This is a genomic window from Bradyrhizobium sp. MI1.11 (assembly GCF_055811255.1).
This window is the reverse complement of the sequence record NZ_JBVVPM010000013.1, coordinates 55,376-76,823: the sequence shown is the minus strand read 5'-3', so window position 1 is coordinate 76,823 and position 21,448 is coordinate 55,376. Positions and strand designations below refer to the sequence as shown.

21 protein-coding genes are annotated in these 21,448 nt (G+C 65.1%); 9 read left to right on the top strand and 12 right to left on the bottom strand.

Translation table 11 applies throughout. The features are described 5' to 3' along the window. The first annotated feature begins 97 nt into the window (after window positions 1–97). On the top strand, window positions 98–457 hold the full coding sequence (locus AC0L30_RS15735) for a hypothetical protein (protein WP_007596963.1): 360 nt from the start codon (window positions 98–100) through the stop codon (window positions 455–457). A 467-nt stretch (window positions 458–924) separates the two neighbouring features. Next, window positions 925–1,926 carry a TorF family putative porin gene (locus AC0L30_RS15730; RefSeq protein ID WP_007596962.1) on the top strand — a complete coding sequence of 334 codons (1,002 nt, stop codon included), beginning with the start codon at window positions 925–927 and terminating at the stop codon, window positions 1,924–1,926. 246 nt (window positions 1,927–2,172) lie between these two features. Here AC0L30_RS15730 and AC0L30_RS15725 read toward each other — a convergent pair whose 3' ends face one another. After that, a complete protein-coding gene (locus tag AC0L30_RS15725) occupies window positions 2,173–3,936 on the bottom strand; it encodes an ABC transporter ATP-binding protein/permease (protein WP_219685367.1) in 1,764 nt (587 codons plus the stop codon). Between the two features lie 312 nt (window positions 3,937–4,248). Here AC0L30_RS15725 and AC0L30_RS15720 point away from each other — a divergent pair, with 312 nt between their 5' ends. Next, window positions 4,249–5,913, top strand: coding sequence for an L-lactate permease (locus AC0L30_RS15720; RefSeq protein WP_354201632.1), 1,665 nt, complete (start codon window positions 4,249–4,251; stop codon window positions 5,911–5,913). Between the two features lie 137 nt (window positions 5,914–6,050). Then, window positions 6,051–6,449: an META domain-containing protein gene (locus AC0L30_RS15715; RefSeq protein ID WP_007596957.1), complete on the top strand. Its 399-nt coding sequence runs from the start codon at window positions 6,051–6,053 to the stop codon at window positions 6,447–6,449. A gap of 157 nt (window positions 6,450–6,606) precedes the next feature. On the opposite strand, the gene AC0L30_RS15710 is transcribed toward AC0L30_RS15715, so the two are convergent. Next, window positions 6,607–7,818 carry a hypothetical protein gene (locus AC0L30_RS15710; RefSeq protein WP_473366921.1) on the bottom strand — a complete coding sequence of 404 codons (1,212 nt, stop codon included), beginning with the start codon at window positions 7,816–7,818 and terminating at the stop codon, window positions 6,607–6,609. Between the two features lie 26 nt (window positions 7,819–7,844). On the opposite strand from AC0L30_RS15710, the gene AC0L30_RS15705 reads away from it, so the two are divergent. After that, the gene (locus AC0L30_RS15705) at window positions 7,845–8,024 is read left to right on the top strand and encodes a hypothetical protein (protein ID WP_354168628.1); all 180 of its coding nucleotides are present in this window, start codon (window positions 7,845–7,847) and stop codon (window positions 8,022–8,024) included. Here the strand turns inward: AC0L30_RS15705 and groL are convergent. Continuing rightward, window positions 8,021–9,652, bottom strand: a complete 1,632-nt coding sequence (gene groL, locus AC0L30_RS15700; protein ID WP_007596955.1) for a chaperonin GroEL — start codon at window positions 9,650–9,652, stop codon at window positions 8,021–8,023. The two genes, AC0L30_RS15705 and groL, sit on opposite strands and share 4 nt — an antisense overlap. 146 nt (window positions 9,653–9,798) lie before the next feature. Continuing rightward, on the bottom strand, window positions 9,799–10,095 hold the full coding sequence (locus tag AC0L30_RS15695; RefSeq protein ID WP_007596954.1) for a co-chaperone GroES: 297 nt from the start codon (window positions 10,093–10,095) through the stop codon (window positions 9,799–9,801). 313 nt (window positions 10,096–10,408) lie between these two features. Between AC0L30_RS15695 and AC0L30_RS15690 the strand changes: the two genes are divergently transcribed. Continuing rightward, entirely contained in the window at window positions 10,409–10,930 is a 522-nt protein-coding gene (locus AC0L30_RS15690) for a hypothetical protein (RefSeq protein ID WP_007596953.1), read from the top strand. Between the two features lie 168 nt (window positions 10,931–11,098). On the opposite strand, the gene AC0L30_RS15685 is transcribed toward AC0L30_RS15690, so the two are convergent. Continuing rightward, window positions 11,099–11,878 carry a protein phosphatase CheZ gene (locus AC0L30_RS15685; protein WP_007596952.1) on the bottom strand — a complete coding sequence of 260 codons (780 nt, stop codon included), beginning with the start codon at window positions 11,876–11,878 and terminating at the stop codon, window positions 11,099–11,101. Window positions 11,879–12,192: 314 nt separating this feature from the next. Between AC0L30_RS15685 and AC0L30_RS15680 the strand changes: the two genes are divergently transcribed. Further along, the gene (locus AC0L30_RS15680; RefSeq protein ID WP_007596951.1) at window positions 12,193–12,993 is read left to right on the top strand and encodes a L,D-transpeptidase; all 801 of its coding nucleotides are present in this window, start codon (window positions 12,193–12,195) and stop codon (window positions 12,991–12,993) included. Window positions 12,994–13,066: 73 nt separating this feature from the next. On the opposite strand, the gene AC0L30_RS15675 is transcribed toward AC0L30_RS15680, so the two are convergent. From AC0L30_RS15675 to AC0L30_RS15650, 6 genes are all read right to left on the bottom strand, one after another. Further along, the gene (locus tag AC0L30_RS15675; protein WP_219685365.1) at window positions 13,067–13,903 is read right to left on the bottom strand and encodes a DUF2076 domain-containing protein; all 837 of its coding nucleotides are present in this window, start codon (window positions 13,901–13,903) and stop codon (window positions 13,067–13,069) included. Window positions 13,904–14,038: 135 nt separating this feature from the next. Then, window positions 14,039–14,884, bottom strand: a complete 846-nt coding sequence (locus AC0L30_RS15670; RefSeq protein WP_473366920.1) for a ChbG/HpnK family deacetylase — start codon at window positions 14,882–14,884, stop codon at window positions 14,039–14,041. Further along, window positions 14,881–15,957: a glycosyltransferase family 2 protein gene (locus AC0L30_RS15665; RefSeq protein WP_473366919.1), complete on the bottom strand. Its 1,077-nt coding sequence runs from the start codon at window positions 15,955–15,957 to the stop codon at window positions 14,881–14,883. Before AC0L30_RS15665 ends, AC0L30_RS15670 begins: the two co-directional genes overlap by 4 nt. A gap of 112 nt (window positions 15,958–16,069) precedes the next feature. Further along, window positions 16,070–17,047: an ATP phosphoribosyltransferase gene (gene hisG, locus AC0L30_RS15660; protein ID WP_473404661.1), complete on the bottom strand. Its 978-nt coding sequence runs from the start codon at window positions 17,045–17,047 to the stop codon at window positions 16,070–16,072. A gap of 3 nt (window positions 17,048–17,050) precedes the next feature. Beyond that, complete coding sequence (locus tag AC0L30_RS15655; RefSeq protein ID WP_007596942.1) at window positions 17,051–18,202, bottom strand: ATP phosphoribosyltransferase regulatory subunit; 1,152 nt, start codon at window positions 18,200–18,202, stop codon at window positions 17,051–17,053. Between the two features lie 132 nt (window positions 18,203–18,334). Continuing rightward, a complete protein-coding gene (locus tag AC0L30_RS15650; RefSeq protein WP_354201626.1) occupies window positions 18,335–19,087 on the bottom strand; it encodes a 16S rRNA (uracil(1498)-N(3))-methyltransferase in 753 nt (250 codons plus the stop codon). A 210-nt stretch (window positions 19,088–19,297) separates the two neighbouring features. Between AC0L30_RS15650 and AC0L30_RS15645 the strand changes: the two genes are divergently transcribed. Together AC0L30_RS15645 and ubiA are read left to right on the top strand one after the other, a co-directional pair. Continuing rightward, entirely contained in the window at window positions 19,298–19,957 is a 660-nt protein-coding gene (locus AC0L30_RS15645) for a hypothetical protein (RefSeq protein WP_007596938.1), read from the top strand. Further along, complete coding sequence (gene ubiA / locus AC0L30_RS15640; protein ID WP_219685363.1) at window positions 19,954–20,886, top strand: 4-hydroxybenzoate octaprenyltransferase; 933 nt, start codon at window positions 19,954–19,956, stop codon at window positions 20,884–20,886. Before AC0L30_RS15645 ends, ubiA begins: the two co-directional genes overlap by 4 nt. Here the strand turns inward: ubiA and AC0L30_RS15635 are convergent. Beyond that, complete coding sequence (locus tag AC0L30_RS15635) at window positions 20,883–21,428, bottom strand: DUF6101 family protein (protein ID WP_473404690.1); 546 nt, start codon at window positions 21,426–21,428, stop codon at window positions 20,883–20,885. The genes ubiA and AC0L30_RS15635 overlap by 4 nt on opposite strands. Window positions 21,429–21,448 lie beyond the last annotated feature (20 nt).

Genomic DNA, 21,448 nt, shown 5'->3' with positions numbered 1-21,448 from the left:
TTTCGAAGACCGAGCTTTCGAGGGCTGAGCTTTCGTCCGGAGGTGACGGCTGAAGACACCCGATCGACCATTGTTCGGCGGCAACAGGAGGACCACGATGGCGAAAGCGAAGAAGAAAAAAAGCAAGAAGGCCAAAAAGGCCAAGAAGGCAGTAGCGGCGAAGAAGACCGCAAAGAAGGCAGCCAAGAAGTCTGCGAAGAAGTCTGCCAAGAAGGCTACAAAGAAATCTGCGAAGAAGGCCGCGCCGAAGAAGGCGGCCAAGAAGGCCGCTAAGCAGGCTGCGCCCAAGAAGGCCGCCAAGAAGGCTGCGAAGAAAGCGGCGCCGAAGAAGGCGAAGGCAGCTCCCGCGCCGAAGCCGTCAACGCCGGCAGCTCCGGCTCCTGAGCCCGCCGCCGAGACAAGCTGGGCGATGCCTTCGTCTTCTGCGGACTCGACGCCGGCCGAAGGACAAGGTTAGGCCCAAGGTTCAGGCCCAAGGTTCAGGCCCAAGGTTCAGGCCCAAGGTTCAGGCCCAAGGTTAGGCCAAAGGGCTGGGTCCAATCCGACGACCATGATCGACAACAGGAAGGCCGCAGCGGTGATGCTGCGGCCTTTTTGCATCGCGCGACGGCGCGCGGAGGATGGTCTTGTCCGGAAGCAACCTGATTCGTGGCGCGGGCAGCACGGTGCCGCAGGACCCGTACTAACCCGGGCCTCCCAGTGCACTTTGGATTGCAAATAATGTGTTCGAGAAGACACACAGGCTGACAACCTGCCGTGGAATCGTCAGAACGCCCAAAAAGTCGGCAGATGCCCGCGTTTTTTGCTTCTCGGTTTGCGCCACTCCATCCAGATTGCCGCAGTTACGAAATTTGCAATCAGGTCGTGCGTTCCGGGGGCTTCCGGGATCCGGCTGGGGTCATAGAACTGGTGATGGGGATCGAAATGAAAAAAGTGGCTTTGTTGGCAACGGCGCTGGCAATGGTGACGGGCTCGGCTTTCGCGGCAGACATGGCGGTGAAGGCTAAGAAGGCCCCGGTGGTTGCGTTCGATCCCTGGGATATCGCCTTCGGCGGCGCCATCATGAGCGACTACATCTTCCGCGGCGTCACGCAGTCGAACCACAAAGCGTCGGTCGCGGCCTATTTCGAGCCGCGCTACAACGTCAACAAGGACCTCCAGCTCTACGTCGGCGTGTCCGCCGAGAGCATCTCCTTCGCCAATCGCGCCGCTGCTGAAGTCGACATCTACGGCGGTATCCGCCCGACCTTCGGCGCCTTCGCGTTCGACATCGGTGTCTGGGGCTACCTGTATCCGGGCGGCAGCTGCGCCGACAACGTGCTCACCGGCGGCATTCCCGGCGGCAACGTCTGCGGCGTCAGCACGACCACGATCTTCCTCGCCGACGGCAACGTCATGAAGAAGGACGTCAGCTTCGTCGAAGTCTACGGCAAGGTGAACTACACCATCAACGACAGCTTCACGGTCGGCGCGACCGAGTACTACTCGCCGAACTTCCTGAACTCGGGTGCTTGGGGCAACTACGCTTCGTTGACCGCCAAATACACGGCGCCCAGCACGGCCTTCGGTCCCTCCGGCATGGGCATGTACGTGTCGGGTGAGTTCGGCCGGCAGTGGTTCGGAACTTCGGACGCCTTCTACGGCACCGGCGTCGGCACCGTTTTCGCCAACGGTATCCCCTACAAGGACTACAACACCTGGAACATCGGCATCGGCTTCACCTACAAGGTGTTCACGCTGGACCTGCGTTACTCCGACACCGACCTGAACAAGGGTGATTGCAACGCCTTCACCAGCGCCTTCAACGCCACCGGCACCACCAACGTCACCGCGATCAATCCGGGCGGCGCTGGATCCAACTGGTGCGGCGCGGCCGGCATTGCCAAGCTGTCGTTCGACCTGACGGCGATGAGCAACCTGAAGTAAGCTTCTTCCCGAAGCGACTTGATGAGGGCGGCAGGGCAACCTGCCGCCCTTTTGCTTTGGGACTTTTGGGGCGCAGGCTGAGGGCCTGCATGGTTCGAGACGTCCGCCTTCCGGCGGGCTCCTCACCATGAGGGGGCACGGTTTTCACCGCGAGGACAGACCTCATCCTGAGGGCCCGCCAAGGGCGGGCGTCTCGAAGCATGGCCGCAACGAAGGGCGATAGCCTCAGGGCTTGGTCGAGCCGTCTCAGCGTGCCGCGCTCGGCTCCTTCTCGACCGGCACACCACCGTCACCGAGGACGTGGATCGCGCCGTGCTTCACCATCGTCACCTTGCGGGTATGGAAGGCTTCCAGCGTCGAGCGGTGGCCGATCGAGACGAGGGTGGCCTGTGGCAGCTTCTCCGCCAGCAGCCGGTACAGGCGGGCCTCGGACGGCTCGTCCAGCGAGGCCGTGGCCTCGTCCAGGAACAGATAGTCCGGTGCATGCAGCAGCGCGCGGGCGAGCCCGAGGCGCTGCTGCTCGCCGAGCGACAGCATCCGGTTCCAATGACCCTCCTCCTCAAGCCGCTCGGCGAGGTCGGGCAACCCGACCGCGATCAGCGCATCCCTGACGCGTGAGGTTTCGAACGCGCCCGGCGCGGCCGGATAGACCACCGCGTCGCGCAGCACGCCGACCGGGAAATAGGGGCGCTGGGGCAGCATCATCAGCTTCGCCTTTTCCGGGACGAAGATGGTGCCGGTGCCGAACGGCCAGATGCCGGCGATGGCCCGGAACAGCGTCGACTTGCCGGAGCCGGACGGTCCGGTCACCAGCACGCGCTCCGGCGTCTGGACGGAGAAGGCATCGGCGGCGACCAGCGGCGTGCCGCTCGGCAGGTTCACGCAGAGCTGTTCGAGGGCGATATTGCGATTGCCGCCGGCGGCCTTGAGGGCAATCGCAGGCTCGTGCGGCGGCAGGTGCGCGGCCGCATCGACCGACATCTCGAAGCCGTCGAGGCGGGCGACGATCGAGCGCCATTCCGCCAGCGATCGGTACGCCGTGACGAAGAACGACAATGCGCCCTGTACGCTCGAGAAGGCGGAAGCGGTTTGCATCATGTCGCCAAGCTGGATCTTCTTGGCGAAGAAGGCCGGCGCCACCAGCACGTAGGGAAAGATCACGGCGGCCTGCTGATAGCTCGCGGTGAACGCGGTGAGGCGCTTGGTACGGCTCATAATGGCGTACCAATTGCCGATCACGAAGCCGAAGCGATCCAGCAGGCGGCCGCGCTCGGCGCCTTCGCCCTTGAGCAGCGCGATCTGCTCGGAATTCTCGCGGACGCGGACGAGGTTGAAGCGGAAGTCGGCCTCGAAGCGCTGCTGCTCGAAATTGAGATTGACCAGCGGGGCACCGATCCAGTGCGTCAGCGCCGTGCCGAAGATCGCGTAGACCAACGCGCCCCAGCAGAGATATCCGGGGATCATGAGGTCGGCGCCGAACAGGTGCAACGGCGCGGCGTTGGAAAGCCCCCAGAGGATGATCACGAAGGAGAACAGCGTCACGATCGACGAGAGCAGGCCGAGCCCGATGGTCAGGGTCTGCTCGACGAAGTTCTTGACGTCCTCGGTGATGCGCTGGTCCGGGTTGTCGGCCGCATCGCCCTTGAGCTGCATGCGGTAGTGGGTGGCGCCTTGCAGCCATTCGCCCAGATAGTGCCGGGTCAGCCATTGCCGCCAGCGGATCTGCAGCCACTGGTTCAGATACAGCTTGTAGACCGCCAGCGCGATGAAGGCGGAGGCGAGGCCGATGAAGATCCAGATCTCCCTGACGAAGCTATCCCAGTCGCTTGCCTGCAGCGAGCTGTAGAACCGGTTCTGCCATTGGTTGACCAGGACGTCGATCGCGACCAGCGCCAGCTCCATTGCGATGACCGCGGCGAGCAGGCCGCGGCCGGCCCATTTGTCCTCCGACCGGAAATACGGGGCGGCGATTCGCCAGACGATCGCGAGCGTGGCGCTGATGTTCTTCACAGAGCTCTGTCTCCTGAGGGGATGTGCACAACTGCCCGCGCCAAAGACCTGGGACGATGGCGGAAATCGGCACGCTTAGACTAAAGTCGCAAGTGCTGCAATTTGCGTTGGCTTGTCGCAGCTTGCAACCCTAGCATGGAGCTCATCGGCGCGGGGTGGGGGCCTCCGGGATTTCGCGAGCTTGTGAGCGGGCGGGAACCGCTGCATTCGCGAGGAATTCGCGTCCGGCTCGGGGGTTATCGCTTCAGCGTCAAGCAGGATCGGCTGTCCACGCGGGCCGCCTGCAGCACACATGCGTGGGGGAGGAAGATCATGTGGAATCAAGTTTATGACCCGTTGCACAGCCCCGTGCTGTCGACGATCGCGGCGGCAGTCCCTGTCGTCACATTGCTGGTCCTGATCGCGAGCGGTCGCGTCCAGGCTCATATTGCGGCGGTCATCGCCGTGATCGTGGCCAATTTGATCACGATCTTCGTCTTCACCATGCCGGCGAACATGTCGATCCGCGCCTCGGTGCTGGGCATCGTCACCGGCTTCTTCCCGATCGGCTGGATCGTTCTCAACGTCATCTTCCTCTACCAGGTGACGGTGAGCACCGGACGCTTCGAATTGCTCAAGCGCGCGGTCGGCGGCGTCACCGAGGACCGGCGGCTGCAATTGCTGCTGATCGCGTTCTCGTTCGGCGCGTTCTTCGAGGGTGCCTCGGGCTTCGGCACGCCGGTCGCGATCACGGGCGCCGTCCTGATCGGCCTCGGCTTCTCGCCGCTTGCAGCAAGCGGCCTGTCGCTGATCGCCAACACCGCGCCGGTCGCCTATGGCGCGCTGGGCACGCCGATCCAGGGCCTGGCCTCGGTCACCGGGCTTGATCCTTACATCCTCGGCGCGATGGTCGGCCGGCAATTGCCGTTCTTCTCGCTGATCGTGCCGTTCTGGGTGGTGTGGGCGTTCGCGGGCTGGAAGGGCATGAAGGATGTCTGGCCGGCGATCCTGGTCACCGGCGTGTCGTTCGCGGTCCCGCAATTCTTAATCTCGAACTTCATCAATCCCTGGATCGTCGACATCGGCGCATCGCTGATCTCGATGGGCGCGCTGATCCTGTTCCTGAAGGTCTGGCAGCCGAGGCAGCTCTGGCTGTCCCCCGCGCTGCGCGGCCGCGATGAATCGGCCGCCACCATGGCTGCGGCAAAACCGATGGACAAGACGCCGCTGACGCAGAGCGAGCTGTTCAGCGCGCTGCTGCCGTGGATCATCGTCTGTATCGTGATGCTGATCTGGGGCAATGGTGGATTCAAGACCTGGGCGAATTCGATCTTCACCTGGAACTATCCCGTTCCCGAGCTGCATCAGATGATCAACAAGATGCCGCCGGTCGCGCCAGGGCCGACGAAAGAGAGCGCGGTGTTCGGCTTCACCTATCTCTCTTTCACCGGCACGGGCATGCTGATTGCGGCGATCATCTCAGGCTTCCTGATGGGCGTCGGTCCTGGCCGGCTCTTGACGGAATACGGGCGTACCATCCGGCTGTGCGCGATCTCGCTGATCACGATCTCGGCGATGCTCGCGATCGGTACGCTGACGCGGCTCTCCGGCGTCGACGCGACGCTCGGCCTCGCCTTCGCCGCAACCGGCGTGCTCTACCCCTTCTTCGGCACGCTGCTCGGCTGGTTGGGCGTGGCCCTGACGGGATCGGACACTGCCTCCAACGTGCTGTTCGGCAACCTGCAGAAGATCACCTCGGAGCAACTCGGCCTGTCGCCGATCCTGATGGCTGCGGCGAACTCGTCCGGCGGTGTGATGGGCAAGATGATCGACGCGCAGTCGATCGTGGTCGCCTCGACCGCGACCAACTGGTACGGCCATGAGGGCACGATCCTGCGCTTCGTGTTCTGGCACTCGATCGTGCTGGCCTCGTTGGTCGGCGTGTTCGTGACGTTGCAGGCCTATGTCTGGCCCTTCACGGCGATGGTGCTGAAGTAGCAGGCCACGCCGGCTTCAAGCCAAATCCCCGCGAGGTTGGTCCTCGCGGGGATTTTTGCGTCGTGCATGGGCGAACCTTCTCAACGGCGCCGCCGTCTTATAGAAGGTGCCGCAAATCAGGTCGGTCGAGAGGTCTCATGGTTTCGTTCAGGCAGACGGTGTGCGCGGCGGTTGCAATGCTGGCGATGTCCACGCTCGCGCGTGCGGAGGACGGTTTTCCGTTCGGCACCGAGATGACGCTGGAGGCGCTGCCGCAGCCGGGCTCGAAGCGGATTCCAAACATCGAGATCGGCGACAATGGCGAGGTCGTGCTGGAGCTCTGGTGCAAGGGTGGCCAGGGCCAGTTCTCGGTCGCCGGCAACACCGTGATCTTCGTGCCCGGCCAGATCCAGGACCGCTCCTGCCCGCCGGCGCGGGCCCAGGCCGACGACGATCTCGTTGCAGCGCTGGGCAGCGTCGAGACTTGGAAGCGCCAGGGCGACGTGCTCACGCTCGTCGGCCCCAAGCCGCTGCGCTTCCGCGTCAACGGGAATTAGATCTCTCGCGTCCCGGACGCGCTGCAGCGTGCAACGCTGCTGCGCAGAGCCGGGACCCAGTTATCTATCGTCGATCTCGTGCGCGGCTTCTGGGCCCCGGCTCAGCAGCGCATCACTGACGTGCCGCACTGCGTCCGGGGCACGATAGTTCAGCGAGCTACTTCCACACCGACTTGTCGGCGTCCCAGCGCTGGCCTTTCAGCTCCTTCGCGAGCGCCTCGACCGAACCGTTGTCGTCGGGCTGATCGCCTTCCTCGTCGGCGGTCGCTTCGTCCGAGAGATTGAGCTTGGCACCGCTGCTCTCGTCGGTGGTCGTGGTCACGGGATTCCCGACCCAGAGCATGAGCTTGTCGGTCGTGCCGGGCTTGTCGGGCGAGACGAGGCCCGCGACCTCGATCGTGTCGGTGAGCTCGAGCGCCGGAAAATCCTGGTTCGGCCGCTTGAACACCAGCTTGAGCTTGCCGGTCGCCGGGTTGAAGCCTTGTGAGACCGGCTTTGCCGCCAGCGTCCTGCTCAGCACGCCGGCCACCGCGGCCGCGAGCTTGTCGCGGTTGATCTTGTCGCCCTCGCGCCAATCGGCGGCGGCAATGCGGATGGTGCGGTCCATCTCGGTCATGCCCGCGGTCCAGCCCGCGGCGGTGACGCCGGGCGTCGCCTTGAATTTTGCCAGCAGCGCGCTGGCGCGCTCCGGATCGACCGACATGTTGATGGTCTGCTCGCCCGCGCGCAGCGCGTCGCACCCGACGGTGAGGCTCGCCAGCGTCACCTCGACGTCCTGGCCCTTCAGGCTCTTGAGGAACTCGGTCGCGGCATCCAGCTTGACCTTGACCGCGATCGCTTCCGGCGAGACGTCGGTGAAATCCTTCGGCTGCGGCGTGATGCCGTCGTCGGAGGTCTGGTTGTCGAGGAATTCCTTCTCGCTGAGATCGGAATTGTCGGGTGAGGTGACCTCGGTCACGGCCTGGCCGATGCTGATCTGGCCGCGGAATTCGAAGGTGTCTCCGGCCTGTTTGCGCAGCAGTTTGACGGTGACCGGCGCCTTCGCGCCGAGGCTCTGCGTCGTACCCGTCAGGTTCTGGCCGGCGACCTGGAGATTGACGACGAAGCGGTCCTTGCGGTCGGAATTCTTCGCGACGGGATAACAGACGTCGAGCACGGCTGCGGTGACGGTCTTGCCCTGGCGTGTCTCCTTCAGGATCACGTCGGCATTGCCGTCCATCAGCCCGTCGATCGAGGTGAAATAGCGCGTCTCGACGCCGCCGGGCGCCGTGGCCTTCGGCGACAGCTTCATCTGGGCGGATGCGACCTCAGGCGAAACTGCAAGCAGAGCCGCCAGAACGGCCGTGGAGCAAAACACAAGCGCGCGCATCGAGGAAATCCCTGAGGCAATGGGGCATGATCCGGAAAAATGTGGAGCGGTTTTCCGATCAGATCATGCCCAAACAATTCGAATCGGGCGTCACCGTAGTGGGTTTTGGCCGCCGGTTGAATTGGAAAGCACGGGGCACGATTGCCAAAAAAGAAGGCCGCCCGGAGGCGGCCTTCGCAACACTGCAATGGAACGGACGGCTTTAGAAGCCGCCCATACCGCCACCGCCCGGCATGCCGGGCGCGGCGTCCTTCTTCGGCGACTCCGCAACCATGGCCTCGGTGGTCACCAGCAGGCCGGCGATCGAGGCGGCGTCCTGGAGCGCGGTGCGCACCACCTTGGCGGGGTCGATGATGCCCTTCTCGACCATGTCGACATACTCCTCGGTCTGGGCGTCGAAGCCGAAGGTCTCGGACTTGTTCTCCAGGATCTTGCCGACGACGATCGAGCCTTCCACGCCCGCGTTCTCGGAGATCTGGCGGATCGGGGCTTCCAGCGCCTTCAGCACGATGTTGATGCCGGCCTGGACGTCGGCATTGGCATTGGTCAGACGGCCGACCGCCTTCTTGGCGCGGAGCAACGCGACGCCGCCGCCGGGGACGATGCCTTCCTGCACCGCGGCGCGGGTGGCGTTGAGCGCATCCTCGACGCGGTCCTTCTTCTCCTTGACCTCGATCTCGGTGGCGCCGCCGACGCGGATCACCGCGACGCCGCCTGCGAGCTTGGCGAGACGCTCCTGGAGCTTCTCACGGTCGTAATCCGAGGTGGTCTCCTCGATCTGGGCCTTGATCTGGCCGACGCGGGCCTCGATCTCCGGCTTCTTGCCGGCGCCCTTGACGATTGTGGTGTTCTCCTTGTCGATCACCACCTTGCCCGCGCGCCCAAGCATCTTCACCGTGACGTTCTCGAGCTTCATGCCGAGGTCTTCGGAGATCAGCTGGCCGCCGGTGAGGATCGCGAGGTCCTCGAGCATGGCCTTGCGGCGGTCGCCGAAGCCCGGCGCCTTGACGGCGGCGACCTTCAGGCCGCCACGGAGGCGGTTGACGACCAGGGTGGCCAGCGCCTCGCCCTCGACGTCCTCGGCGATGATGACGAGCGGCTTGCCCGACTGCACCACGGCTTCAAGCACCGGCAGCATGGCCTGCAGGCCGGACAGCTTCTTCTCGTGCAGGAGGATGTAGGCGTCCTCGAGCTCGGCGGTCATCTTCTCGGGGTTGGTCACGAAGTAGGGGCTGAGATAGCCGCGGTCGAACTTCATGCCCTCGACGATGTCCACCTCGGTGTCGAGCGACTTGTTCTCCTCGACGGTGATGACGCCCTCGTTGCCGACCTTCTGCATCGCCTGCGCGATCATTTTGCCGATGGCGGCATCGCCGTTGGCCGAGATGGTGCCGACCTGGGCGACCTCGGAGGAGGCGGCGACCGGCTTGGCGCGCTTCTCGATGTCCTTGACGACGGCCGCGACCGCGATGTCGATGCCGCGCTTGAGGTCCATCGGGTTCATGCCGGCGGCAACCGACTTGGCGCCTTCGCGCACGATGGACTGGGCCAGCACGGTCGCGGTCGTGGTGCCGTCGCCGGCGAGGTCGTTGGTCTTGGAGGCGACCTCACGCACCATCTGGGCGCCCATGTTCTCGAACTTGTCCTCGAGCTCGATCTCCTTGGCGACGGTGACGCCGTCCTTGGTGATACGGGGCGCGCCGAACGACTTCTCGATGAGCACGTTGCGGCCCTTCGGGCCGAGCGTCACCTTGACGGCGTTGGCGAGAATGTCGACGCCGCGCAGCATGCGATCGCGCGCGTCTCCGGAAAACTTGACGTCTTTGGCAGCCATGGTCTGCAATTCCTCTTCTATTTTCGTGATGTGTCTTGTTTATTGGGTCGCCTCATTCCGGGATCTGCGATCGAACCCGGCGGAATGATGCATGCCCGGATCGAGTGACCCGGGCATGCATTCAGCGGCCGTTCAGGCGTCTGGCCTTAGGCCATCACACCCATGATGTCCGACTCCTTCATGATCAGGAGCTCATCGTTGTCGATCTTGACCTCGGTGCCCGACCACTTGCCAAACAGCACACGGTCGCCGACCTTGAGGTCGATCGGGATCAGCTTGCCGGCCTCGTCGCGGCCACCGGGGCCGACGGCGACGACTTCGCCCTGGGACGGCTTTTCCTTGGCCGTGTCCGGAATGATGATGCCGCCCTTGGTCTTTGACTCGGCGTCGATACGTTTGACCACGACACGGTCATGCAGCGGACGAAATTTGGATTTAGTCATGACGTTTCCCTTTGGAGGCTCGCTTCGGAAGGAGTGAAAGTGGGCGGGCGGCGCTTCCGTCCACCCTTCCCGAGGATCGATCGGCGCGCGTTAGCAATCCATCTTTCAGAGTGCTAATGGTGCGTCCGGGAATATGGCTTGGCCGCGATCCTGTCAAGCAAAGGTGGTTAAGCGATTGGTGAGACGGATATAGGATGGTGACATTGGAAACTTGTTCGGGGCGCCGGCGTATTAAAGGACGTCATTGCTCCGGCAGCGGTTTTGCGCTTGGCTGCGGAAGGGGTGCGGCCATGGTTTTGTCCGGGGGAATGCCATGATCAGTTCAGCTCACGCGCGCACGGTCGCCAATCTGGCGGCGGCTTCTTGCCTGGCGCTGCTGCTTGGCGCCTGCGGCGGCGGCATGAGCCTGCCGTCCTTTTCTTCGTCCTCACCGCCCCCCGAGGCCGAGCCCGGCACCGGTCCGGAAATGCCCGCGTCGATCCGCGCCGACGAGATCGTTGGGCGCTGGGGCCTCGCCTCGTTCCAGAACCCGGCCGACCGCGCCCGCACCGAGGCTGCCGCCCGGGCCCAATGCAAAAATCCTTACGTGATCACCGCCGGCTCCTCCGGCGGCGTGATCATGCATCTGGCGGACCAGGCAACACCGCAGGAGCTGCGGCTGAAGGGGTCGCCCAGCGGCAAGAATTATATCGGGCCGGCGGGTCCGACGCCCGGCGAGCAGGACCGCGAGATCGTCTCCTTCGACGGTCGCGTCCTCATCACCCGCTTCATCGACAAGGACGCCGCCACCCGCTACGGCAACATGGTCTACGTCCGCTGCGCGCCGAGGGCGTGATCGCGGCGCCGGCCTAGCCACTCGTCATTGCGAGAAGCGAAGCGACGAAGCAATCCAGGCTGCCTCCGCGGACACAATCTGGATTGCTTCGCTTCGCTCGCAATGACGTCCAAAACAAAAAAACGCCGGCTCTCGCCGGCGTTTTGTTTTCCGTAGCGTCGCGTCCGCTCAGTCGAACAGCGCGTCGATGTCGTCCTGCGAGGCGTGGCCGACGTCGCCGGCGAGCTTCGGGCCGTTGAGAAGCTTGTCGTCGTCGCTGCGGGTGTCGACCTGCGGCACGACGTGGGACTTGATCGCGTCGACACCGCCCCAGATTTCCATCATGGAATTGATGTGCTGCTCGATGAACTTCATCGTGCTCATGACCTTGCTGATGCGCTGGCCGGTCAGGTCCTGGAAGTTGCAGGCTTCGAAGATCGAGATGACGCGTTCCTGGATATCGTCGGCGAGCCGCTTCTGCTGATCGGCCGATTGCACCTTGGCCATCGCGCTGGCCGCCTGGTCGATCGACTCGGCGGCTTCGAGGATCTGCTGGGTCGCCTGTTCGGTGCCGCCGACGACCGCGCCGAGCTCGCCATTGACCTTGGCCATTTCGCCGCCGTCGAAGCTCTTGCCATGCAGTGTCGCGATCTCGCGCTTGGTGCGGTCGATGGCGTCGTGGATGAGGTCGAGCTCGACCTTCAGCTTCTCGCACTGCTCGATCTGCGCCCGGTAAGTATCGAGCATGGTACGGGCTTCGGAGAGCTCATGGGCGGTGGAGGCGTCGATCGCCGCCATGGCGGCGCTGCCGGACAAGGGCACGGTGCCCTTCGCCATCTGTGCACGGATCGCACGCAACTCGGCCATGATCTCGCTATGCATCGGCGCAGCCTCCTCAATCATTTCGGGGCTTGGCATCTCGCCGACAATAGCCTCTTCGACACGAAAACGTTTGCGGTGAATAGCCATCAAGAACTCCCCCCACCTCACTCACGCGTCTTTGTAGGCAGAAGCGATTTAACACGAAGTTCACAGCCGGAACTGTCGTGCGGTTGTGCGCGACGGCTTGCAAACGGGCGATTAACCATGCGTGCGCGGCGTTCATCGAAAATAAACGCTGATCGCCAAATTGCACCGCTGCCGACGACGTGGTGAATCGAAATGGCGTTTCCGTTTACCAAACAAAACGCCTTTTGCTCTTTATTGACCACGTCGCGGGTGCGGATCAGCCATCACCTCGCCACGACGCATGTGATCTAGACGAAACAGTACAGAGTACGTCGATGTTCAAGAAAATGTCTGTCGCGCTGCTTGGCAGCGCTTGCACCTTCATTGCCGGCGTCAACAGCGCCAGCGCCTTCGACAATAGCGTGCCGAACGATCCGCCCGCGGTGCTGTACCAGCCGCAGGTGCCGCCTGCGCCGGTGCGTGTCGCCTCCAATTCGAACATGGGCGGCGGCTTCATCGAGTTCATCTTCGGCGACGGGCCCGGCCGCGGTCCGGCCTACGCTCCGCAGCAGCCGGTGTACCAACAGCAGCCTGGTTATTATGACCAGCGTCGCCTGCCGCCGATGGGCGAGCCGCAGACACAGGGCGCAGGTCTCCAGCAGGAGGCGGTCGATCCGCGGCAGCGTCAGTTCGATCCGAGATTCGAGAAACAACTCGTTGACTATAGCGGCAACGAAAGCGCCGGCACGATCGTGGTCGATACGCCGAACAAGTTCCTCTATCTGGTCGAGGGCAGCGGTCGTGCGATGCGCTACGGCATTGGCGTCGGACGTCCCGGCTTCACCTGGTCCGGTGTGAAGTCGATCACGGCCAAGCGCGAATGGCCGGCGTGGACCCCGCCGGCGGAAATGATCGCGCGCCGTCCCGACCTGCCGAGGCATATGGAAGGCGGCCCGGAAAATCCGCTCGGTGCGCGCGCGATGTATCTCGGCTCGACGCTCTACCGTATCCACGGTTCGAACGAGCCCTGGACCATCGGCACCAACGTCTCCTCGGGCTGCATCCGCATGCGCAACGAGGACGTCATCGATCTCTATGGCCGCGTCAACGTCGGCACCAAGGTCGTCGTGATGTAGGCGCATAGTGCCCGGAACCAAAAACGGCCGCCTCATCGGCGGCCGTTCTCGTTTGGAGCACGGGTAAGAAGCGTCAGGCGTAATCGCTGCCGCCATCGTCTCCGCCGCCGAAATCGCCGTCGTCGGCGAGGTCGACATTGTCGTCATTGTCGTTCTGATCGTTGTAATTCTGGTCGTCGTTCGATGCGTGGTCGGCGAAGCCCTGGCGGGACGCATCGCCGCGGTCGCGGTTCGAGCCGATGTCGTCGAGGCCGGCATCGCGCGCGAGCGATCCGCCGGACTGGTCGCCGCCGCTCCAGGGGCCTCCACCAGCGCTGCGGTCGCCCAGGGCATTGGTGTCGCCAAAAGCCTGCTGGTGCGGTCCGCCCATCATGCCGCGGATGCTGGACAGCAGCAGCGAGCCGCCGACGACGCCGGCCGCGGCTGCCGCCGCCGTGCCGAGGAACGAGCCGCCACCGCCGACCGGCGGCGCGCCATAGCCCTGGCCTGGACCCTGATTTGGACCCTGACCGTATGCCTGCCCATAAGGCGGCTGGCCGTAACCGGGCTGAGGCTGCTGCATCGCCTGGCCGCTGTTCCAGACCGGCCGCGAGTCACGCGGCGGTACGTTCGGAACCGAGCCGCGCGATGGACCCCCGCCGAACAGCGTGTCGCGCATGGTGTCCAGGAAACCGCCGGACTGCGCCTGCTCGGGCGCCTGCCCCGCCTCCAACTCCTGGATGCGGTTGTGGGCGCGCTTCAGCGCCTCGTCCTGCAACAGCGTGGTCTGAACCAGCGCATAGACAGCGCCGGGGGCCTTGCGCAGGCCGTCGGAGATTGCGGCGATCGCGTCGGGATCGCGCGGTGCATTTTCCAGTTTCGAAAGCCGATCGAAAAGCTCGTCGACGAGCTGGCGTTCCTGCGGCGTCATGGTCAGTCTCCCTTGCGCAAAACAAGCGCGAGGCAGATGTAGGGTTCCATTGTGGCCCCAACAGTGCCGGCAGGATTAAATTTCGGTATGCGACAAGCTGCCTCGCGGGCGGCTTTCTCGCAAACTTCCACCGGTTCACCCCAGCGTGACGCCGCTGTCCGTCAGCAGGCGCGCGAAGGCATTGCCGGCGAGATAGGCGTGCTCGCGTTCGCGGACATCCGTCATCGGGTCGAGCCCGGTGAGGATGTCGTCGACGAAGCCGGGATGACACATGATGAGGCCGCCATCCGGCAGGCCTTCCAGGAAATGCCGCATCAGCGCGCCGAAATCGGCCGCTTGCGTGAAATCATAGGCGCCGGCGAAACCGGGATTGAAGCTGAGGCCCGCGCTGCCGGCACGGCGGCGGAATTGCGCGCTGAGGATATCCAGCACCATGGCTTTCGGCGAGGCCAGCCGCTGCATCAGGGGCAGGTCGCGGCCGCCCTGGCGCACCCAGGCTTTTGGCGCGGCTTCGGCGACTGCGTCGACAAAGCCGTCGCGCACCTGCGGGTAGAGCTGCACATGCTGATGACCGTCGACGAAGTCAGGCGCGCGCCCGAACGCTTTCGCGAAGGCTGCCAGCTGCGCCTTGACCTCGTTGCGAAAGAACTCGCGGTCGAGCCTTCGCGCAAGACCGGCGCGGAGCAGCTTCGGAAACGGGAGAAACATGTCGCCGTCGAGCGGGCGGAAATGCATGGTGAGCGGCCGGAACGGTGCCGACAATGTCACGTGCAATCCGATCGCGCAGCGCGGGCTCGCTTGCGCCGCCGCCTGGAGCGCCTCGATCTCGCTGCGCTCGACCGCAGGTCCCACCATCATTACCGACGTCGCGTTGAGACGGCCGCGTTCGATCAGGTCGCGGATGGCGCGATTGACGCCCGGGCTGATGCCGTAATCGTCGGCGCAGAGCCAGATCCGCCGTGGCGGCGCGGCCGCGCTCATTCGGCCGCCGTCCTCTTCGAGGCGTCCAGGCTTGAAGCGTCCTGGCTTGAAGCATCCTGGGCCTTGTCGGTTTCGAAATGCTTTTCACTGTGCTCGGCGACGAAGTAGATCGGGCGCGCCTTCAGCTCGGACAGGATCTTGCCGATATATTCGCCGACGATGCCGATCATGATGAGCTGCACGCCGCCGATCGTCATCAGGCCGATCACGAGTGAGGGATAGCCGGGCACCTGCTTGCCGGTGGTCAGGACCTCCCAGAGGATCGACAGACCGAACAGGAACGCTCCGCCGGCGAGGATCACGCCGAGCAGGCTGGCGAAGCGCAGCGGCGCCACCGAGAACGAGGTGACGCCTTCGATCGAAAGACCAAGCAGGCGCGCGGCGCTGAAGGTTGTCACGCCATGGGTGCGCGGCGCCGGTTCGTAATCAACGCGGATCTGGCGGAAGCCGATCCAGCTCGCGAGGCCCTTGAAGAAGCGGTTGCGCTCGGGCAGCTGCCTCAGTGCTGCGACCGCGCGCGGCGACAGCAGGCGGAAATCGCCGGCGTCTTCCGGAATCTTCTGGCGCGCGCCCCAATTGATCAGCGCATAGAAGCCGCGTCCGGCGAGCCGCCGCAGGAACGGCTCGTTATCGCGATGCGCCTTGGCGGTATAGACGACGTCGTAGCCGTCCTCGATCCAGTGCCGCACCAGTCGCTCGACCAGCGACGGCGGATGCTGGCCGTCGCCGTCCATGAACAGCACCGCGCCGAGCCGGGCATGGTCGAGGCCGGCCATCAGCGCGGCCTCCTTGCCGAAATTGCGCGACAACGACACCACCTGGACGTCGACCGCGTCGGCCGGCAGTGCGCGGGCGATCGACAGTGTCGCGTCCGCGCTGCCGTCGTCGACATAAACGATCTCGCAAGCCAGGCGATAGCGCTGCCGCAAGGTCTTTGCGAGATCGCAGATGCGCTGGTGCAGGGCGGCGAGGCCCGCCGCTTCGTTGTAGAGCGGGACGACAATCGACAGTCCCTTCGCGGCGGCGCTGGCCGCGGTGGTCGTCATGCCGGAAACGTCAGAGCCCAGCGTCATGGATCAAGGTTCCAGAGGCGATCAGGTTTTCTTGCAAGGTCATCCCGACAGCATATGGTAGCTGCTGTTTGCTGTCGCTACGCTGAACGGAATTGCTCAACAAACTTTGGGCTCACTGCCGCAGGAACGCCTCGAGCCTGGCGAACAGCGGGTTCTCCCGGTCGAACACGTAATCCAGCGAAACCACCGAGACGGTCTCGGCGCCATGCCCGCGCAGGAAGCTCGCGAGTGCATAGAGCTGGCCCGGCGGGCAGTGCAGCGTGAGCATGCCCGACGAGGTCGGTCCGCCGAACGGCGCTTCGACGCCGAAGCGCTCGTGGGCCTCGGTGAGCATGGCCGCGTCGCACTGGCGGAAGCGGGTGCGGACTTCGCGGTATTTGTTGGCCCGCGCCCGCGCCGCGATGTGATCGAGGATGACTCGCGCGGTCTCCCGCGCCTGCGGCGACCAATCGGCGTCCCTTGAGGCGACCAGATTGGCCTGGCTGCGCAGGATCACGCCGTCGTCGAGCACCCGCAATCCGTTGGCGGCGAGCGTCGCGCCGGTCGTGGTGATGTCGACGATCAACTCGGCGCTGCCGGCGGCCGGCGCGCCTTCGGTCGCGCCCGTGCTTTCGACGATGCGGTAATCGGTGATGCCTTGGCTCTGGAAGAAGGCGCGGGTGAGGTTGATGAACTTGGTCGCGACCCGCATCCGCATGTGATGCTGCTCGCGGAAACCGGTGGTGACGTCGTCGAGGTCGGCCATGGTGCGGACGTCGATCCACGCCTGCGGCACCGCGACGACGACGTCGGCATAGCCGAAGCCGAGGCCTTCGATCAGGGAGACGCGCTTGTCGGCGTCCGCGATGGTCTCGCGCACCAGATCCTCCCCGGTGACGCCGAGATGCGCCGAGCCGCGGGACAACTGCGAGGCGATCTCGCTCGCCGAGAGATAGGCGACCTCGACATTGTCGAGGCCCGCGAGCGTGCCGCGATAGTCGCGGGCGCCGCCCGCCTTCGACAGCTTGAGCCCGGCGCGGGCGAAGAAGGCCTCGGTGTTTTCCTGCAGGCGGCCCTTGGAGGGAACGGCCAGAACGAATGGCGCGCTCATGACTTAAGCTCCCACCTTGCGGCCGATCCGGGTCAGCGCATCCACCCAGACCGAGAAACCGACCGCAGGGATCGGCTCGGCCGATCCAAGCTGGGTCATCAGCCCGTCATAGCGGCCGCCGGCAACCAGCGGCTCGGCCCCGTTGCCGCGGTGATGCAGCTCGAATTCGAAGCCGGTGTAGTAGTCGAGCCCGCGTCCGAACGCGGTCGAAAAGCGCGTTCCCTTCACATCGATGCCGCGCGCGGCCATGAAGCCGACCCGGCTTTCGAACTGGTCGACCGCAGCACTGAGGTCGAGCTTCGCGTCATTGGTGAGCGCGCGCAGCTCGGCGACGGCGTCATCGGGGTTACCCGATATCGACAGGAAACGCTTGAGCACGGCGATGGCCTCGCGCGGCAGCGCACCGCCCTTCAGTGTCGACTGCTCGAGGAAGCGGTCGGCAATCTCGGCCGTGCTGCGGCCGCCGACATTGGTGGTGCCGGCGATCGACATCAGATCGGTGACGAAAGCGAGTGCCGCCTTGCGGTCGGAGCCGGCGAGCGCCGCGAGCACGCCCTCATATTCGCTGCGGGTCGCGGTCGTCGCGGCTGCCAGCCGCTCCAGATCCTGCTCCAGGCTGATCTTGCGGTTGAAATCCTTGACCAGGCGGCGGCGCCAGACCGGATAGAGGTTGAGCGCGTCGAGCAGCGCGTTGAACAGCGCTACGTCGCCGGTGCGGATCTCGACGTCGCGGACGCCGAAGGCGGCGGTCGCCTCCAGCGCCAGCGCCAGCATCTCGGCATCGGCCGCGGCGCGGTCCTGGCGGCCGAACGATTCGATGCCGGCCTGCAGGAATTCGTTGCTCTGGCCGTTGCGGTAGCGAAACACCGGGCCGAGATAACTGAACCCGGCCGGCTGGCCGGCACGGCCAGAGCTGAGGTAGTCGCGGGCCACCGGAATGGTCAGGTCCGGGCGCAGGCACAGCTCCTCGCCGGAGAGGTCCGTGGTCAGGTACAGGCTCTTGCGGATGTCCTCGCCGGAGAGATCCAGGAACGGTTCGGCCGGCTGCAGGATCGCGGGCTCGGCCCTGACATAGCCCGCCTGCGCGAACGACAGCAGCAGCGTGTCCGCCCAGGCGGCGGAGCCGGCAGCATTTGAGGTGGCAGTCGCGGTCATGTCGGGGTCCATCGTCCCGGTGGAACCGGGCAGGGCAAGCAAGGGGAGCGAATTGCCGCAGGCCTTAGCATGGCCCGAAAGCGGTTTCGACCTCCAAAGGATCAATCGCTTAACGGTCGGCCAATATCGGCATCAGGCCATTTTGCCACGCCAATCGCCCAGCACCGCCTGCACCAGCGCCAGAGCGGCCACCGCGGCCGTGTCGGCCCGCATGATCCGGGGTCCCAGCGCCAGCCGCAGGATATTCGGCTGCCGCAGCAGCAGCGCCCGCTCTTCCCCGGCAAAGCCGCCTTCGGGGCCGATCAGCACGTCGATTCCCTCTGCCGCGCCTGCGCCTTGCAGGCTCTGAATGGGGTTTTCGAGCTCCGCCGCCTCGTCACAGAAGACGAGCAGCCTGCCGGCGGCGCGCTGGGTCAGGAAGCGCTCCAGCGGCACCGGCTCGGCAACGGTGGCGATGCTGAGAATGCCGCATTGCTCGGCAGCCTCGACGACATTGGCGCGCATCCGCTCGGTATTGACGCGGGAAGCCTGGGTGAACCGGGTCAACACCGGCTGAAGGCAGGCAGCGCCCATCTCGATGGCCTTCTGCACCATATAATCGAGCCGGGCGTGCTTGAGCGGGGCGAAGACGTAAGAGAGGTCGGGCAGCCGGTCCTGCGGCCGGGTCTGCTGGAGGATGACGAGGCCGTCCGGCCGTTTGCGGCCTTCAATGGCGGCCTGCCACTCGCCGTCGCGGCCGTTGAATGCCAAGACTTCGGCCCCGGCGGCAAGCCGCAGCACATTGCCGAGATAATTGCTCTGGTCGCGGTCGAGCTCGACCCTGCCGTCCTGGGCAAGGGGGGCATCGACGAACAGGCGGGGGCCGCGGAAATCGTGGGAGGGCATGGTTCAAAGGTCCGATTTGCCGCCGTTCTTAACCGAAAGCAGTAGTTTCGGGGTAAATTTTGCCAAAATGGTGCGTCGGCGCGCCGCGCTCCTGCCCTATTCAACGGGTTGTTAAGGGCCGGCGGGAATCGTAAAATCGCGAGCACGCTGGTTGCGCTTCAATTGGGAAGACGCCGAACCCCGCAAGCTCCTGCCGGAGAGACTGCCTTGATGATCCGTCATTTGATGGTTCCGATCACTGCCGCCATGGTCACGATGGGCGCCGTTTGTGCCTATGCGCAGGGTTTCCCTGCGCCGCTGCCGGGCCAGGCTCCAACAAGTTCCGCGTTTCCGCCCGTGAACGGCTCGGCGCCCGTCGCCTCCGTCGGCGGCGCGCCGCAATCGTCCTTCCCCGTGAACGGCGCCGCGCCTGTCGGTGGCGCCGGCGCCTTCAGCGCGGCGCCGCCGACGCAAGCCGGTCCCGGCGAGGACTGCATGAAGGCCTTCATGCCTCTGCGCGAGGATGCCGAAAAGCGCGGCAAGCTGATCAAGGCCGCGAGCGACCGTCACGCTCCGCCTGACGAGGCCTGCAAGCTGATCCGCAACTTCAGCCAGGCTGAGACCAAGATGATCAAGTACATCGAGGCCAACGCCTCGAAATGCGGGATTCCGGCGCAGGTCGGCGCGCAGATGAAGGACGGCCACAAGAACACCGAGGCCATGACGGCGAAGGTCTGCAACGTCGCGCAGCAGATGCAGAACCAGCCGCGCGGACCGGCCGGTCCGTCGCTGAGCGAAGTGCTGGGTTCGGGCTCGGCGCCCGAGGCCAATGCCGGCAAGAAGGGCGGCAGCACCTTCGATACACTCAACGGCAACGTCCTGACGCGATGAGCGACACATCCGCCCGAGTTGCCGATTCCACCGGCAACTGGGTCGATACGCGTGCGCCGCAATGGGCGCGGCCTTATCTGCGCTTGTCCCGCTTTGATCGTCCGATCGGCTCCTGGCTCCTGTTGATGCCGTGCTGGTGGTCGGCGGCGCTCGCCGCCGGCATGGCGCATGACGTCCGCGGGCTGCCGCTCACCATCGTCCTGTTCTTCATCGGCGCCTTCGTGATGCGGGGGGCAGGCTGTACCTGGAACGACATCACCGACCGTGATCTTGACGACAAGGTCGAGCGCACCCGCTCGCGACCGCTGCCGTCGGGCCAGGTGAGCGCGAAGCAGGCGCTGGCCTTCATGGTCGCGCAGGCGCTGATCGGGCTCGTGGTGTTGCTGCAGTTCAACCGCTTCGCGATCCTGACCGGCATTGCCTCACTGCTGATCGTCGCGATCTACCCGTTCATGAAGCGCATCACCTGGTGGCCGCAGATCGTGCTCGGGCTTGCGTTCTCCTGGGGCGCCCTGATGGGATTTGCCGTCACCTTCGGGCGCATCGACGTCACCGCACTCGTGCTCTATGCCGGCGCGATTTCCTGGGTGATCGGCTACGACACGATCTACGCGCATCAGGACGCAGAGGATGATGCGCTGATCGGCATCAAGTCCACCGCGCGCCTGTTCGGCGCGCATACGCACCAGGCGCTGATCCTGTTCTACGGCCTGGCGGTGCTGCTGATCGGCGTGGCGCTGGCGTCGGGCGATGCGCGCTGGCCGGCCTGGCTCGGACTTGGGGCCTTCGCCGTGCATCTGGCCTCGCAGATCGCGCGGCTGAATATCAGCGACGGCGATCTCTGCAAGCGCCTGTTCTACTCGAATCGCGATGCGGGGCTGTTGCTCTTTGCGGGTTTGCTGGCCGACGCGGTGCTGCGAGCGGCCTAACTCCGCGCGATGATCTCGCGCTCGTCGCGATGCACCGACAACTCGCGTGCGACACCGGTGCGGCGGCGCATCAGAAATTTCGGACGGCGGTGGCGGATCGCGTTGGCGCGGCGACGCCGCGGCGCGGGTTGGCGTGCGCCTTCGTCGAGCTGCGGAAGCGCGAACAGCTCGCTCCAGATCGCCCAGGCCTCAACGAGTTCGTCGCCATCGGCGCTGACCAGCAGCGGAATGGAGAGCGAGGGATCGCGATGCACGAGGACGAGGGTCTGGGCCTCGTCGTTGCCGCGCAGCGCGACGCCGATGAAGTCGCTGACGCGGACGTTGATCGCCATCCGCATGCCGCGGACGGCACGGTGCAGCACGACACGTTCGCGATGAAGCTCGATCTGCCGGACATATCCGTCGGCGCGCGGATCATGCGCATCGAAGCGGACCGGAAGGGAAAAGGGGTGGGGGCCCCGGGGGGGGGGGGGCCCCCCCGGGGGTGGGGGGGGGGGGGGGGTTTTTTTGGGGGACCCCGGTTTTTTAAACCCCCCCCATATTTTTTACGGGGGAGGGGGGG

What these genes read in the sequence shown, in the direction of transcription:
- AC0L30_RS15695 (WP_007596954.1), bottom strand. Translation starts at nt 10,095, where the DNA reads ATGACTAAATCCAAATTTCGTCCGCTGCATGACCGTGTCGTGGTCAAA.
- hisG (WP_473404661.1), bottom strand. Translation starts at nt 17,047, where the DNA reads ATGAGCGCGCCATTCGTTCTGGCCGTTCCCTCCAAGGGCCGCCTGCAG.
- AC0L30_RS15675 (WP_219685365.1), bottom strand. Translation starts at nt 13,903, where the DNA reads ATGACGCCGCAGGAACGCCAGCTCGTCGACGAGCTTTTCGATCGGCTT.
- AC0L30_RS15690 (WP_007596953.1), top strand. Translation starts at nt 10,409, where the DNA reads ATGATCAGTTCAGCTCACGCGCGCACGGTCGCCAATCTGGCGGCGGCT.
- AC0L30_RS15665 (WP_473366919.1), bottom strand. Translation starts at nt 15,957, where the DNA reads ATGACGCTGGGCTCTGACGTTTCCGGCATGACGACCACCGCGGCCAGC.
- AC0L30_RS15715 (WP_007596957.1), top strand. Translation starts at nt 6,051, where the DNA reads ATGGTTTCGTTCAGGCAGACGGTGTGCGCGGCGGTTGCAATGCTGGCG.
- AC0L30_RS15730 (WP_007596962.1), top strand. Translation starts at nt 925, where the DNA reads ATGAAAAAAGTGGCTTTGTTGGCAACGGCGCTGGCAATGGTGACGGGC.
- AC0L30_RS15705 (WP_354168628.1), top strand. Translation starts at nt 7,845, where the DNA reads ATGATCCGGAAAAATGTGGAGCGGTTTTCCGATCAGATCATGCCCAAA.
- groL (WP_007596955.1), bottom strand. Translation starts at nt 9,652, where the DNA reads ATGGCTGCCAAAGACGTCAAGTTTTCCGGAGACGCGCGCGATCGCATG.
- AC0L30_RS15685 (WP_007596952.1), bottom strand. Translation starts at nt 11,878, where the DNA reads ATGGCTATTCACCGCAAACGTTTTCGTGTCGAAGAGGCTATTGTCGGC.
- AC0L30_RS15710 (WP_473366921.1), bottom strand. Translation starts at nt 7,818, where the DNA reads ATGCGCGCGCTTGTGTTTTGCTCCACGGCCGTTCTGGCGGCTCTGCTT.
- AC0L30_RS15720 (WP_354201632.1), top strand. Translation starts at nt 4,249, where the DNA reads ATGTGGAATCAAGTTTATGACCCGTTGCACAGCCCCGTGCTGTCGACG.
- ubiA (WP_219685363.1), top strand. Translation starts at nt 19,954, where the DNA reads ATGAGCGACACATCCGCCCGAGTTGCCGATTCCACCGGCAACTGGGTC.
- AC0L30_RS15645 (WP_007596938.1), top strand. Translation starts at nt 19,298, where the DNA reads ATGATCCGTCATTTGATGGTTCCGATCACTGCCGCCATGGTCACGATG.
- AC0L30_RS15680 (WP_007596951.1), top strand. Translation starts at nt 12,193, where the DNA reads ATGTTCAAGAAAATGTCTGTCGCGCTGCTTGGCAGCGCTTGCACCTTC.
- AC0L30_RS15655 (WP_007596942.1), bottom strand. Translation starts at nt 18,202, where the DNA reads ATGACCGCGACTGCCACCTCAAATGCTGCCGGCTCCGCCGCCTGGGCG.
- AC0L30_RS15670 (WP_473366920.1), bottom strand. Translation starts at nt 14,884, where the DNA reads ATGAGCGCGGCCGCGCCGCCACGGCGGATCTGGCTCTGCGCCGACGAT.
- AC0L30_RS15650 (WP_354201626.1), bottom strand. Translation starts at nt 19,087, where the DNA reads ATGCCCTCCCACGATTTCCGCGGCCCCCGCCTGTTCGTCGATGCCCCC.
- AC0L30_RS15735 (WP_007596963.1), top strand. Translation starts at nt 98, where the DNA reads ATGGCGAAAGCGAAGAAGAAAAAAAGCAAGAAGGCCAAAAAGGCCAAG.